Source organism: Pseudomonas sp. MF5691, assembly GCF_016405645.1.
Lineage (GTDB): Bacteria > Pseudomonadota > Gammaproteobacteria > Pseudomonadales > Pseudomonadaceae > Aquipseudomonas > Aquipseudomonas shahriarae.
Map to the genome: position 1 here is coordinate 210,483 of NZ_JAEKDC010000010.1, position 13,378 is coordinate 223,860.

Here is a 13,378-nt window from a genome sequence, read left to right on the forward strand (position 1 = left end):
CTTTAGCATATAGGCTGGCGAGGAAGGGCCTGCCGGCCGACAGCCATCATGTCGCAGGCACCGGCCTTTGGTAACTGTCGATGACAGGCGCGCGCCAGAAACGGCGCTGGCTGCGTGCCATGACCGGCGCCTCGAAAGCCCCCAGGCGCAGACGCACCGCGCCCTGTTCGGCGCTGTCATAAAGGGTGCTGCGCAAATGCTGGTAACGCGCCACCACTTGCGGGTGCGGATGACCGAAACCATTGCCTCGCCCACGGGAGATCAGCACCGCCTTGGGGGCCAGTTGCTGGACAAACGGCCAGGACGAGGAACTGCGACTGCCATGATGGGGCACTTGCAGCCAATCCGTGGCGACCGCCAGCGGCGTGGCCAGCAAGGCCCGCTCGGCCTCGCGGTCGATATCGCCGGTCAGCAGCAACCGCTCGCCATTGGCCTGGACCTGCAGCACGCACGACTTCGCGTTGCCGTTGCGGGCATCTGCCCATTGCCACAGCTGGAACACCACGCCGTCCCACTCCCACTGCTCACCGCTGACACAGGCCTGGGTGCCGAGGAACGCCGGCAACCCCTCGGTTTCCCCGCCCACCACGCGCCGGACGGGTAACCCACGGGCCACCGCCGCCGCGCCACCGGCATGATCGGCGTCAGCATGGCTGAGCAGCATCAAGTCCACCTGGCCAACCCCCAGCTTGCGCAGCGCCGGCAATACCAAGCGCTCGCCAAGATCGAAATCCCCCACCCGTGGCCCGGCGTCATACAACAGCACGTGGTTGCGGGTGCGCAACACAATCGACAAGCCCTGGCCGACATCCAGTTGCTCCACCGCCACCTGGCCCAACGGGATCGACTCACGGGGCGGGAACACCGCCAGCAGCAACAGGGGCCAACCCAGCAGGCGAAAGGGAATGCCCTTGGGCATCAATAACAGCACCGCGCCCAGCAGACTGAGCAACCAGTAGCCCACAGGCACCTCGGCCGGCATCCAGGCTGGCACGTGCCCGGCCAGCCAGGCCAGGGCCTTGAACAGCCAATCCAGCGCGCCCCCCGCCAGCCACAACAGGCCACTGCCCAGCCATGGCACCGCTAGCAACAGCGTGCCCGCCAGCGCCAGCGGCAACACCAGCAGGCTGATCCACGGCACCGCAAACAGATTGGCCAGCGGCGCACTCAAGCTGATCGGCAAACCGAGGATCAGTAGCAGCGGAAACAGCCCAATCGCGATCAGCCATTGGGCACGGGTCCAGGCCTGCCACGCCCGCCAGGGCCCCAGGCGGCCGCTGAAGGCCAGCAGCAACACGGCCACGGCGGCAAATGACAGCCAGAAACCCGGTTGCAGGCTGGCCAGGGGTTCGAGGAGCAGCACCGCATTCAGGGCCAGCAGCAGTGGCCACCAGATCCCCAGGTGGCGAAACCGCAGGCGCCACAGCAACACCAGCCCCACCATCACACAGGCCCGCTGCACTGGCACGGCAAAGCCGGCGAGCAAGCCGTAGGCCAGCGCTGCGGCAAATGCCAGACCGCAGGCCCAAGGCAGCCAGGGCAAACGCCTGGGCCAGCAGCCGTAGCGGGCCAGCCCGGCCACCCAGGCATAGATCAACCCCGACAACAGGCCGATATGCTGGCCGGAAATGACCAATAGATGCACGGTGCCGGTGTCCTGCAAAATGCGCCAATCCTCGGCGGCCAAGCCGGAGCCATCGCCCAGCACCAGTGCGGCCAGCCCGGCTTCACGCCCCCGGGCGTCTACCGCCAATAGCTGCTGGCGGACCCCATCGCGCCAGGCATGTCGGGCCGGCGCCAGGCGCTGGCCATCCTTGACCGACCCCGTCGCCCCCACACGCTGGGCCAACAGCCAGGCCTCTTGATCGAAGCCCTGGAAATTCAACAGGCCGGAGGGTCGCTTGAGGGTCACGGCCAAACGCCAGCGCTCACCACTGCGCACGGGCGGGCCGCCCTGCCAGCTCACACGGATGCGCTGGGGCAGCCGGTCCTGGCGTGACCGGCTGTCGCTCAGTTCGAAGCGCACCACCCCACCACTCTGCTGCGGCAGCCCGCTGACGCGCCCTTCCAGCCAGCGGGTCTGGCCGTCCAGCGCGGGGATGAGCCGGTCGTCAAGCGCCCGTTGCGCGCTGAAACAGGCCCACGCCAGGCCCAACAGGAAAAACGCCAGCGGATAAGTACGAAACGGCAGTAGCATCAACGCCACCACCGGCAACACCAGCAACCAACCGACCGGCGGCAAGACGGGCAGCAGGCGCAACGCCAGCAGCCCCAACGCCAGCGCAAACATCCCTGTACGCATGGATCATTCCTTGAGAGTGACCCATTGAGTGTTAGCCGAGTGGTTCAGGGCGAACTATGATTTTTTGTCACAAAGTCTGAATTTCCCGTTCGTAGAATACGGGCATACTTGACCCTCGAACTGATCTGGACCCCTTATGCCACGGCACTTATTCAAACGGTACATGCCCGATCCGACCAGCATTCGGGAACACAAGTCCTTACGCTTTCTCGGCACGCTGCTCCATGATCCCAACCTCTGGCACCTCAATCGGCATTCAGTTGCCCGGGCCATGGCTGTCGGCCTGTTTGCCGCCTTCATCCCCATACCCTTGCAGATGCTGCTGGCGGCCTTCCTCGCCATTTCCGTGCGCGGCAATATGCCCATTGCCGTGAGCCTGGTGTGGCTGACCAACCCGATTACCATGCCCGTGGTGTTCTTCTGCACCTATATGACCGGCACCTGGCTGATGAACATCCCCGCCCGCACCCTGCCCGATGAACTGACCTGGGAATGGATCAGCGGGCAACTGTCGACCATGTGGCAACCGTTCCTCCTGGGCTCGGTGGTGCTGGGCCTGGTCTTGGGCGCGCTGGCGTACTGCATGACCATGGTGTATTGGCGGTGGTGGGTGGGGCACCAGTGGAAAAAACGGCAGCAACGTAATCGGTAGTCGGCGAACGCCCCTGTTGTGAGCTGGTTTGTCTGCCTGACAACCCGCGGTGTCCCGGTGAGCACCGCAGCAACGGATATGGGTTCAATAAGCCCGCCATCCCCCCCCTCAAGCATCTTTTGCAAGATTCCAAGCCCCTCATATGGCTACACTGCGCAGGTAGCGCAGGCCGGATGCCTGCGTAGAATCTCGACATCAGTGTGGTAGCAGGAGAGTGGCGTGCTAAGAAGAATGGGGATAAAAGGCCGCGTACTGTTGCTGACCTTGTTGCCTACCAGCCTGATGGCATTGCTCCTGGGCGGATATTTCACCTGGATGCAGCTCTCGGAGCTGCAAACCCAACTGCTCAATCGCGGCGAGATGATCGCCGAACAGCTGGCGCCGCTGGTGGCACCGGCACTGGGTAACAAGAACACCGACCTGCTGGAACGCATCGCCACCCAGTCCCTGGAGCAAGTCGACGTGCGGGCCGTGTCTTTCCTAGCGCCCGACCGCTCGGCCCTGGCCCATGCCGGCCCGACCATGCTCAACCAGCCGCCCATCGGCAACAGCTCACACCTGCTGCAACGCACCGGCAATGACGCCACCCGCTACCTGCTGCCGGTGTTCGGCCGCCATCGCAATCTCGCCGGCGAGCTGATTCCCGACGAAGCCGATCGCCTGCTGGGCTGGGTCGAGCTGGAACTGTCCCACAACGGCATGCTGCTGCGCGGCTATCGCAGCCTGTTCGCCAGCCTGCTGTTGATTGCCATCGGCCTGATCTGCACGGCGGCCCTGGCCCTGCGCATCAGCCGCACGATCAACTCGCCTATCGGCCAGATCAAACAAGCGGTGGCGCAGCTCAAGGACGGCAACCTGGAAACCCGTTTGCCGCCCCTGGGCAGCCAGGAGCTGGATCAGTTGGCATCCGGCATCAACCGCATGGCCGAAACCCTGCAAAACGCCCAGGAAGAACTGCAACACAGCATCGACCAGGCCACCGAAGACGTGCGCCAGAACCTGGAAACCATCGAGATCCAGAACATCGAGCTGGACCTGGCCCGTAAGGAGGCCCTGGAGGCCAGCCGCATCAAGTCGGAGTTCCTGGCCAATATGAGCCATGAAATCCGCACACCGCTCAATGGCATCCTCGGTTTCACCCACCTGTTGCAGAAAAGCGAGCTGTCGCCCCGTCAGTTGGATTACCTGGGCACCATTGAAAAATCCGCCGACAACCTGCTGGGCATCATCAACGAGATTCTCGACTTCTCGAAAATCGAAGCCGGCAAGCTGGTGCTCGACAGTATCCCGTTCAACCTGCGCGACCTGTTGCAAGACACCCTGACCATCCTCGCCCCGGCCGCCCATGCCAAACAGCTGGAGCTGGTGAGCCTGGTCTACCGCGATACTCCGCTGTCCCTGGTGGGTGACCCGCTGCGTCTCAAGCAGATCCTCACCAACCTGGTCAGCAACGCCATCAAATTCACCCGCGAAGGCACCATCGTCGCCCGGGCCATGCTCGAAGACGAGCAGGAAGACAGCGTGCAACTGCGCATCAGCGTGCAGGACACCGGCATCGGCCTGTCGAACCAGGATGTGCGCGCCCTGTTCCAGGCCTTCAGCCAGGCGGATAACTCCTTGTCCCGTCAGCCCGGTGGCACCGGGTTGGGGCTGGTGATTTCCAAGCGCCTGATCGAGCAGATGGGCGGCGAAATAGGCGTCGACAGCACGCCAGGCGAGGGTTCGGAGTTCTGGATCAGCCTGAACCTGCCAAAAACCCGCGACGATATCGAAGACTTGCCCGCCCCGCCGCTGTTGGGCCGGCGTGTGGCGGTGCTGGAGAACCACGAACTGGCGCGCCAGGCCCTGCAACACCAGTTGGAAGACTGCGGCCTGGAGGTCACGCCGTTCAACAGCCTGGAGAACCTGACCAACGGCATCACCAGCGCACACCAGACCGAGCAGGCCATCGACCTCGCGGTACTGGGCATCACCGCCAACGATATTCCGCCGGAGCGCCTCAACCAACACCTGTGGGACCTTGAGCACCTGGGCTGCAAAGTGCTGGTGCTGTGCCCGACCACCGAGCAGATGCTGTTCAACCTGTCGGTGCCCAACCCCAATAGCCAGTTGCAGGCCAAGCCGGCCTGCACCCGAAAATTGCGCCGGGCGCTGTCCGACCTGATCAGCCCGCGCCCCTTGCGCAGTGAACCGGGCGAGCCGTTGTCCAGCCGTGCGCCACGGGTGCTGTGTGTGGACGACAACCCGGCCAACCTGCTGCTGGTACAGACCCTGCTCGAAGACATGGGCGCCAAGGTCCAGGCCGTGGAAAGCGGCTATAGCGCCATCGAAGCGGTGAAGAAAGAAGCCTTCGACCTGGTGCTCATGGACGTGCAGATGCCCGGCATGGACGGGCGCCAGAGCACCGAGGCGATTCGTCAGTGGGAAAGCGAGCGCCACGGCACGCCACTGCCTATCGTCGCCCTGACGGCCCACGCCATGGCCAATGAAAAACGCGCCCTGCTGCAAAGCGGCATGGATGACTACCTGACCAAACCCATCAGCGAGCGGCAACTGGCCCAGGTGGTGCTGAAATGGACCGGCCTGGCCTTGCGCAATCAAGGCCCGGAACGCGCAGTCGAAGGCCACGGCCCCGCCGCGCAACTGCCGGTACTCGACCATGAGGAGGGCTTGCGCCTGGCGGCCGGCAAGGCGGACTTGGCCGCCGATATGCTGGCCATGTTGCTGGCGTCCCTGGAAGCTGACCGTGAGGCCGTCTGCGTCGCCCGCGAAGCCAACGACAACAATGCCCTGATCGAACGGGTCCACCGCCTGCACGGCGCCACCCGCTACTGCGGCGTGCCGCAATTGCGCGCAGCCTGCCAACGCGCCGAAACCTTGCTCAAGCAGGATGACGCCAAGGCCATGGCTGCCCTGGATGAACTGGACATGGCCATCGCCCGCCTTGCCAGCGAGGCCCGGGTCAACGCCTGATGCAGAGCAACACGCCCAACGCCAATGACGGGCAACATCTCCTGTGGGCGCCGGTAAGCCGGCGCCCACAGGTTTTGTGTCACCACACGCTATTTTGCAGGGAGCCCCTTAATGCGCATCATCCTCTTCAGCAGCCAGACCTATGACCGCGACAGCTTTCTCGCCGAACCCTTGCCCGCGGGCATGGAGTTGCAGTTCCAACCGGCACGCCTGAACCTCGACACCGTGGCCCTGGCCGATAAGCACGAAGTGGTCTGTGCCTTTATCAACGACGACCTCAGCGCCCCGGTGCTCGAACACCTCGCGGCCGGCGGCACACAACTGATTGCCCTGCGCTCGGCCGGCTACAACCATGTGGACCTGGCCGCCGCCAAGCGCCTGGGCCTGACCATCGTGCGGGTGCCCGCGTACTCGCCCCATGCAGTGGCCGAACATGCCGTGGCCCTGGTGCTGGCCCTCAACCGCCGCCTGCACCGCGCCTACAACCGTACCCGCGACGGCGACTTCAGCCTGCACGGCCTGACCGGCTTCGACCTGGTGGGCAAGACCGTGGGTGTGGTGGGGACCGGGCAGATCGGCGCGACCTTTGCCAAGATCATGGCCGGCTTTGGCTGCAGCTTGCTGGCATACGATCCCTACCCCAATCCGCAGGTCGAAGCCCTTGGCGCGCGCTATGTCAGCCTGCCCCAGTTGTTGGCCGAGGCACAGATCATCAGCCTGCACTGCCCGCTGACCGCCGACAGCAAGCACCTGATCAATGCGCAATCCCTGGCCCATATGCAGCCGGGAGCGATGCTGATCAACACCGGGCGCGGCGGCCTGGTGGACACCCCGGCATTGATCGAAGCGCTCAAGGATGGACAGCTGGGCTACCTGGGCCTGGATGTGTACGAGGAAGAAGCCCAGCTGTTTTTTGAAGACCGTTCGGACCTGCCCTTGCAGGACGATGTGCTGGCACGCCTGCTGACCTTCCCCAACGTGATCATTACCGCGCACCAGGCATTCCTCACACGCGAGGCCCTGGCGGCGATTGCCGGGACCACCCTGGCCAATATCCAGGCCTGGGCCAACGGCCAGGCGCAAAACCTGGTACAGGGATGATCAACGGTCATCTACCGCGCGCATGGTGAACAGGCGAGCGTGATAGGATGCCGCGCCTATTTGGAGGATCCATGGCCGAACACGATTTCCGCTTCAGTTTGCTGAGCCCACAACACACCCTGATCGAATGCCGCGCCCTGGTGCCCGGTCGTTATCAAGTCACCGGCAATGGTGGCTCGATCAAGCATGGCGACGTGCTGATCGTCACTTTGCGCGGCAGCAAAACCCTGTCGATGCGCCTGACCGTCGAAGGCGATGCGCGCTACTCCATCCGCCCGGCCGGGCAATGGGTTGCCATGGCGCAAGGGCCGAAGTTCGGCGAGCTGGAGATTCACACCTGGAAGGTCAATTGCGACAGCTGCGACGCCGTGCTGGAGTTTGAGTTCGCGGTGGAAACCAAGTTGACCAAGGAACCGTTGCAACCGGCCGCCACTGCGCGCATTGCCGAGTTGGGCTGGGCCACCGTCGGCGACAAGCACCGTTGCCCGAAATGCCAGCAGGCCGCGCCATGAAGAGCCTGCTGATGATCGCAGTGCTGGGCGCAGGCCTTGCCGGCTGCGCCAGCGACGAGGTCAAGCTCAAGCAGGATCACAGCTACATCGTGGAGTGGATCGGCGAACGGCCCCTGATGGATTACGCCCACCTGACCGTGACCCTCGGTGCCGATGGCCGGGCCTATGGCAATGGCGGCTGCAACCACTGGTTCGCGCCGTACAGCCTGGAGGGTGACAAACTCAGCTTCGGCAAGATCGGCAGCACCCGCAAGCTGTGTGCCGAAGCCCTGATGGAGCAGGAACAGCGCTTCTTCAAGGCCCTGGAAACCGTGCAGCGCTGGGACATCTCGCCCATCGAGCAGACCCGTTTCTGGCCTGCCGAGGGCAAGCCACTGCGTTTGTGGCTGGAAGAAGGCTGATCCGTTGACGATTGCGGTGTGCCGGGCATACCGCAATCGCCAGCGAGCAACCGTTTAGCCGCGCAGTTCCTTGAGCTTGGCCAATACCCCCGCCGCCGTCTGCTCGCCCAACATCTGCGCCCGCACCTTGCCCTTGTCATCAATGATGTAGGTCACCGGCAACGCTTCGCTGCGCGGGATATCAAAAATCGCCTCGGGGTTCTGTGCCAGTACCGTGAACTTGATGCCCAGCTTCTCGCTGGCGCTCTTGAGCTCTTCGCCCTGCACATTATCGAAGTTGACGCCGAACACGCTGACCGGCTGGCCCTTGAGCTGCTCGGCCAGGGCGTTGAGCTCGGGGATTTCGATGCGGCACGGGCCACACCATTCGGCCCAGTAATTGATCACCAACCATTGTTTGTCGACGCGCTCGGACGCGACTTTCTGGCCGTATTGGTCAACGCCATAATCATTGCCGCAGCCGCTGAGCAGGAGTGTGGTGATAACTGCCAGTGCGCCTATCAGTCGCCGTGTCATGGGGTAATCCTTAGCAAAAATGAACGTGGGCTGCGGCCGATCGCCTCTTACGGTTTAAGGACACGCCGCAGCGCAGGTAGAATACCCGCCACCTTACGCAAGATGCGACCCGCACATGACCGATCTGACGCTTTATCACAACCCGCGCTGCTCGAAATCCCGCGGTGCGCTCGAACTGCTGCAGGCCCGTGGCCTCACGCCGAACGTGGTGCGCTACCTGGAAACCCCGCTGGACGCCACGCAGCTTGAAGCCCTGCTCGGCAAGCTGGGGATCAGCGCCCGGCAATTGCTGCGCACCGGCGAAGACGAATACAAGACCCTCAACCTGGCCGACGCCAGCCTCAGCGAGGCGCAATTGATTGCCGCCATCGCCGCCCATCCCAAGCTGATGGAACGGCCGATCCTGGCCACTGCCGACAAGGCCGTGATTGGCCGGCCGCCGGAAAACATCCTGGAGCTTCTGCCGTGAGCGCGCCCTACATCCTGGTGCTGTATTACAGCCGCAACGGCTCGGTCAGTGAAATGGCCCGGCAGATTGCCCGAGGCATCGAGCAAGGCGGCCTGGAAGCGCGCCTGCGCACCGTGCCGGCGATCTCCAGCGAGTGCGAAGCCGTCGCCCCGAGCATCCCGGCCGAAGGCGCGCTGTATGCCAGCCTCGACGACCTGAAGAACTGTTCGGGCCTGGCCCTGGGCAGCCCGACGCGCTTTGGCAACATGGCCGCGCCCTTGAAGTACTTTCTCGACGGCACCAGCAACCTGTGGCTGACCGGCGCCCTCGTCGGCAAGCCGGCCGGGGTCTTCACCTCGACCGCCAGCCTGCACGGCGGCCAGGAAACCACCTTGATGTCGATGCTGCTGCCGTTGCTGCACCACGGCATGCTGATCACCGGCCTGCCCTACAGCGAACAGGCCCTGCTCGACACCCAGGGCGGCGGTACGCCCTACGGCGCCAGCCACCATTCCGGCGCCGATGGCAAACGTGCCCTGGACCCCCATGAAATCGCCCTGTGCCGTGCCCTGGGCCTGCGCCTGGCGAAGACTGCGGCGAAACTGGAGAGTGGCCGTGGCCAAGAAGCCTAAAGTCCTGCCGGCCCAGGCCTGGCTGGAGCCCCGGGTCAAAGTGGCACGGGCCTTGAGCCTGCTGGCGTTTTTCGGCCTGGTGGGGTTGCTCTGCGTGTATTACCTGCTGATCGCCGACCTGCATGGCGCACGGCCCTGGGTCATCCTGCTGATCGAACTGGTGCCGCTGCTGATCCTCGCGCCGGGCATGCTGATGGGCAGTGCGCGCGGGCATTCGTGGATGTGCTTTGTGGTGAACCTGTATTTCATCAAAGGCGCCCTGGCGGCCTATGACCCGAACCGCCAGTGGTTTGGCGTGCTGGAGATGCTGGCAAGCCTGGCGGTGTTCTGCACGGCGCTGCTGTATGTGCGCTGGCGGTTCCAGCTGAATCGGCGGTTGGCGGGGGAAGGTCAGCCAGCCTGAGGATTATGTGGGGCCGATCAGGCCCCATCGCGGTCTCAATGGTTGACGGTAAACGCCAGCATCATCGACAACTGGCACATCGGCCGCCCGCTCTCGGCATGCCACTGGTTGAACGCCGCCTGCACCGTCGCCAGGTCCCGCAGGCTGGTGGGGGCCTTGTCGACAATCTCCTGCGCATTCAATGCCGCAACCACGTCATAACTCGGTACAAACGTGTCCTTGCCGACCATGCGCAAGAAGCGCGGTGCCGACAGCCCGCCCAACTGGTGGCCGTGCTTGCTCAGGTATTTCCACAAGCCGACGATGTCGGTCACCGGCCAGTCGGCGATCAATGCCGCGAAGCTGCCCTTTTCCTGCTCGACGTCGAGAATCATCTGCGCGTTGCGCGGCACGCTCTTGAGCTTGCCCAGGTGGCGGATGATCCGCGTGTCCTGCATCAGGCGCTCAAGGTGCTCGGCGCCCATCAGCACGACTTTCTCGGGATCGAAGCCGAAGAACACCTGCTCGAACGCCGGCCATTTGGCGTCCACCACACTGTGCTTGAGCCCGGCGCGGAACACCCGCAGCGACAGAGTCGACAGGTAGCGGTCGTCGCTGATCTGGCGCAGTTGCGCCGGGGTCTTGGGCACGGGCAGGTGGGCTTCCAGCTCGGCTGCCGAACCAAAGCGGTTCAGACAGTATTCGTGCAGCCATTTGTAATCGCGCATGCCCTCTCCTACGGGTTGAAATGAAAACGGCGCCCATCAGCGCCGTCTGTCAGAGCCTGGAAAAGGCTCAGAGGTTCACAATGTTGACGAAGCGCGAAGCCGCAGTTTCGTCGATGCGCAGGCTGGTGAAGTCAAACAGGTTGCGGTCGGCCAACTGCGAGGGGATCACGTTCTGCAGGCTGCGGAAGATGCTTTCGGTACGCCCCGGCGTCTTGCGCTCCCACTCCTGGAGCATGTCCTTGACCACCTGGCGCTGCAGGTTCTCCTGGGAACCGCAGAGGTTGCAGGGGATGATCGGGAATTGCTTGAAGTCGGAGTAGGCCTGGATGTCCTTCTCGTTGCAATACGCCAGCGGGCGGATCACCACGTTGCGCCCGTCGTCAGCGCGCAGCTTGGGCGGCATGGCCTTGAGGGAGCCGTTGAAGAACATATTGAGGAAGAAGGTCTCGACGATGTCATCGCGGTGATGACCCAGGGCCATCTTGGTTGCACCGATTTCATCGGCAAAGGTGTACAGCGTGCCACGGCGCAGGCGCGAACACAGCGAGCAGGTGGTCTTGCCTTCCGGAATCAGCTCCTTGACCACCGAATAGGTGTCTTTCTCGACGATGTGGTACTCGATGCCCAGGGTCTTGAGGTAGGCCGGCAGCACGTCCTCGGGGAACCCGGGCTGCTTCTGGTCCATGTTGACGGCCACTATGTCGAATTTGATCGGCGCGACCTTTTGCAGGTGCAGCAGCACGTCCAGCATGGTGTAGCTGTCTTTGCCGCCGGACAGGCAGACCATGACCTTGTCGCCCTCTTCGATCATGTTGAAGTCAGCGACAGCCTCACCGGCCAGGCGCCGCAGGCGTTTTTGCAGTTTGTTCTGATTGACGGTAAGGGTGCCCATGGCGCTTGGATCCGCGAAAAGGTGTGGGACGAAAAGCCGGGTATTTTAACGATATGAACGACCGAGTTCCAATGTGGGAGGGGCTTGCGCCCGATGGCGGTAGGTCAGTCGACAAATGCATGGCTGACCCACCGCCATCGCAGGCAAGCCAGCTCCCACAGGGGGCTGCATTCCACGTCACAGACCCAGGCGCGATTAAGCCCAGTGTTTACAGCGCAATTTGCTCTAAAGCCCCACACTTTTTCCGGTCATGACTTCCTATACTGCGACATAAGGTCGCACACATATCCAGACCTTTCAGGCCACTTGGCCGGCGGGCGCTCCGCTTGGGGGGCGATGGCAATAACGACAGGAGTGACTGGCATGATCCATCACGTCGTGGGGCTTTTCACCCATCCCGACCAGGAATGGCGGGAAATTCGTGGCGATAAAGAAGAAAGCATCGGCCACATGTACCTCACCCATACGCTGATTCTCGCGGCGATCCCCGCCGTATCAGCCTTTATCGGCACCACCCAGGTCGGGTGGGTCATCGGCAATCGCTCCCCGGTCATGCTGACCCAGGAAAGTGCGCTGTGGATGACCATCATGTCCTACCTGGCGATGCTCGGCGGCGTTGCGGTAATGGGCGCCTTCATCCATTGGATGGCGCGCACCTATGACGCCAACCCCAGCATGGCGCGCTGCGTGGCGTTCGCTACCTATACCGCCACGCCCCTGTTTATCGGCGGGCTGGCAGCGCTGTATCCGCATATGTGGCTGGGCATGGTCGTCGGTACGGCCGCCATCTGCTACACGGTGTACCTGCTCTATGTGGGGCTGCCGACCTTCATGAGCATCGACCCCGATGAAGGCTTCCTGTTTTCCAGCTCGGTGCTGGCGGTAGGCCTGGTGGTCCTGGTGGCGATCATGGCGTTTACCGTGATTGTCTGGGGCCTGGGCGTCGGTCCGATCTACACCAACTAGCCGTCTTTTCAGCGCAGGAACAGCCACCGCAAGGTGGCTTTTGCGTTATGCATGACCATTCGGCGCCTGACCGATTCGGAAACACCCCTGGATGCGGCATACTGGACATCTCTGGAGATATGTACAGCATGCCCGAGCAACTCAATACCCGCGTCGAAGATTGTTTCCTGCAAGCCGAATCCTTTTTCAAACGAAGCTTCAAACGCCCCCAGGTCAGCCTCAAGCTGCGTGGGCAGAAAGCCGGTGTCGCGCATTTGCACGAGAACCTGCTGCGCTTCAATCCCCAGTTGTACCGGGAAAACAGCCAACACTTCCTCAAACAGACGGTGGCCCACGAAGTGGCGCACCTGATCGCCCACCAATTGTTCGGCGAGCGCATCCAGCCCCATGGTGAGGAATGGCAGTTGATCATGCGCGGGGTCTACGAACTGCCGCCCGATCGCTGCCATACCTATGAGATTCAGCGTCGGCGGGTGACCCGCTATATCTATCGGTGCCCGTGTGCCGACAGTGACTTCCCGTTCTCGGCCCAGCGCCATGGGTTGGTGAATCAGGGGCGGCGGTATTTGTGCCGCAAGTGTCGGGGGACGTTGGTGTTTACCGGGGAGACTCGGGTGGAGTGAGGTTTTGGGGTGGTTTCACTGGCCCCATCGCGGCATAGGTATCTACACATCTTTTTAGTGATTCTTAGGTTTGTGTACATATCCGTTGCTGCGGTCATGGCGGCTATTGGTTCCGCCCTTACGTGAACTGCCCCCCGAATGTTGGACACCTGACCCCTCGGGAGGGTGTTCCATGACGAAATACAACCTAGCGCTCAAGCAATCACTGATTGAAGAGTGTCTGTCTGCCAGTAGCGTTCATGAGGTGGCC

At 63.0% G+C, this 13,378-nt stretch carries 14 protein-coding genes; 10 read left to right on the forward strand and 4 right to left on the reverse strand.

The annotated features are described in order from the left end of the window. Positions 1-46: 46 nt before the first annotated feature. A complete protein-coding gene (locus tag JFT44_RS16630) occupies positions 47-2,302 on the reverse strand; it encodes a DNA internalization-related competence protein ComEC/Rec2 (RefSeq protein WP_198830929.1) in 2,256 nt (751 codons plus the stop codon). A 136-nt stretch (positions 2,303-2,438) separates the two neighbouring features. On the opposite strand from JFT44_RS16630, the gene JFT44_RS16635 reads away from it, so the two are divergent. The 5 genes from JFT44_RS16635 to JFT44_RS16655 all read left to right on the forward strand — a co-directional run bounded on the left by JFT44_RS16635 (position 2,439) and on the right by JFT44_RS16655 (position 7,941). After that, positions 2,439-2,954, forward strand: coding sequence for a DUF2062 domain-containing protein (locus JFT44_RS16635; RefSeq protein WP_057439617.1), 516 nt, complete (start codon positions 2,439-2,441; stop codon positions 2,952-2,954). 219 nt (positions 2,955-3,173) lie between these two features. Further along, complete coding sequence (locus tag JFT44_RS16640) at positions 3,174-5,927, forward strand: response regulator (protein WP_057960410.1); 2,754 nt, start codon at positions 3,174-3,176, stop codon at positions 5,925-5,927. 111 nt (positions 5,928-6,038) lie between these two features. Further along, the gene (locus JFT44_RS16645; RefSeq protein ID WP_115128759.1) at positions 6,039-7,028 is read left to right on the forward strand and encodes a 2-hydroxyacid dehydrogenase; all 990 of its coding nucleotides are present in this window, start codon (positions 6,039-6,041) and stop codon (positions 7,026-7,028) included. Between the two features lie 71 nt (positions 7,029-7,099). Continuing rightward, on the forward strand, positions 7,100-7,540 hold the full coding sequence (locus JFT44_RS16650; RefSeq protein ID WP_057439620.1) for a hypothetical protein: 441 nt from the start codon (positions 7,100-7,102) through the stop codon (positions 7,538-7,540). Further along, positions 7,537-7,941, forward strand: a complete 405-nt coding sequence (locus JFT44_RS16655) for an META domain-containing protein (RefSeq protein ID WP_057439621.1) — start codon at positions 7,537-7,539, stop codon at positions 7,939-7,941. Before JFT44_RS16650 ends, JFT44_RS16655 begins: the two co-directional genes overlap by 4 nt. Before the next feature lie 54 nt (positions 7,942-7,995). Here the strand turns inward: JFT44_RS16655 and JFT44_RS16660 are convergent, their stop codons facing one another. Further along, positions 7,996-8,457: a TlpA disulfide reductase family protein gene (locus tag JFT44_RS16660; RefSeq protein WP_057439622.1), complete on the reverse strand. Its 462-nt coding sequence runs from the start codon at positions 8,455-8,457 to the stop codon at positions 7,996-7,998. Positions 8,458-8,572: 115 nt separating this feature from the next. Here JFT44_RS16660 and arsC point away from each other — a divergent pair, with 115 nt between their 5' ends. From arsC to JFT44_RS16675, 3 genes are read left to right on the forward strand one after another with little or no spacing between them, the layout of a single operon-like run. Continuing rightward, the gene (arsC, locus tag JFT44_RS16665) at positions 8,573-8,926 is read left to right on the forward strand and encodes an arsenate reductase (glutaredoxin) (protein ID WP_057439623.1); all 354 of its coding nucleotides are present in this window, start codon (positions 8,573-8,575) and stop codon (positions 8,924-8,926) included. Next, on the forward strand, positions 8,923-9,537 hold the full coding sequence (wrbA, locus tag JFT44_RS16670; protein ID WP_057960414.1) for an NAD(P)H:quinone oxidoreductase: 615 nt from the start codon (positions 8,923-8,925) through the stop codon (positions 9,535-9,537). Before arsC ends, wrbA begins: the two co-directional genes overlap by 4 nt. Beyond that, complete coding sequence (locus JFT44_RS16675; protein ID WP_057439625.1) at positions 9,521-9,940, forward strand: DUF2069 domain-containing protein; 420 nt, start codon at positions 9,521-9,523, stop codon at positions 9,938-9,940. Before wrbA ends, JFT44_RS16675 begins: the two co-directional genes overlap by 17 nt. 35 nt (positions 9,941-9,975) lie before the next feature. On the opposite strand, the gene JFT44_RS16680 is transcribed toward JFT44_RS16675, so the two are convergent. Together JFT44_RS16680 and ttcA are read right to left on the reverse strand one after the other, a co-directional pair. Beyond that, on the reverse strand, positions 9,976-10,647 hold the full coding sequence (locus tag JFT44_RS16680) for a DNA-3-methyladenine glycosylase I (protein ID WP_057960415.1): 672 nt from the start codon (positions 10,645-10,647) through the stop codon (positions 9,976-9,978). A 67-nt stretch (positions 10,648-10,714) separates the two neighbouring features. Beyond that, positions 10,715-11,539, reverse strand: a complete 825-nt coding sequence (gene ttcA, locus JFT44_RS16685) for a tRNA 2-thiocytidine(32) synthetase TtcA (RefSeq protein ID WP_057439627.1) — start codon at positions 11,537-11,539, stop codon at positions 10,715-10,717. A gap of 363 nt (positions 11,540-11,902) precedes the next feature. Here ttcA and JFT44_RS16690 point away from each other — a divergent pair, with 363 nt between their 5' ends. Both JFT44_RS16690 and JFT44_RS16695 read left to right on the forward strand, forming a co-directional pair. Then, positions 11,903-12,505, forward strand: a complete 603-nt coding sequence (locus tag JFT44_RS16690; protein WP_057439628.1) for a Yip1 family protein — start codon at positions 11,903-11,905, stop codon at positions 12,503-12,505. A gap of 128 nt (positions 12,506-12,633) precedes the next feature. Further along, positions 12,634-13,128, forward strand: coding sequence for a SprT family zinc-dependent metalloprotease (locus tag JFT44_RS16695; RefSeq protein WP_057960419.1), 495 nt, complete (start codon positions 12,634-12,636; stop codon positions 13,126-13,128). Positions 13,129-13,378: the final 250 nt, after the last annotated feature.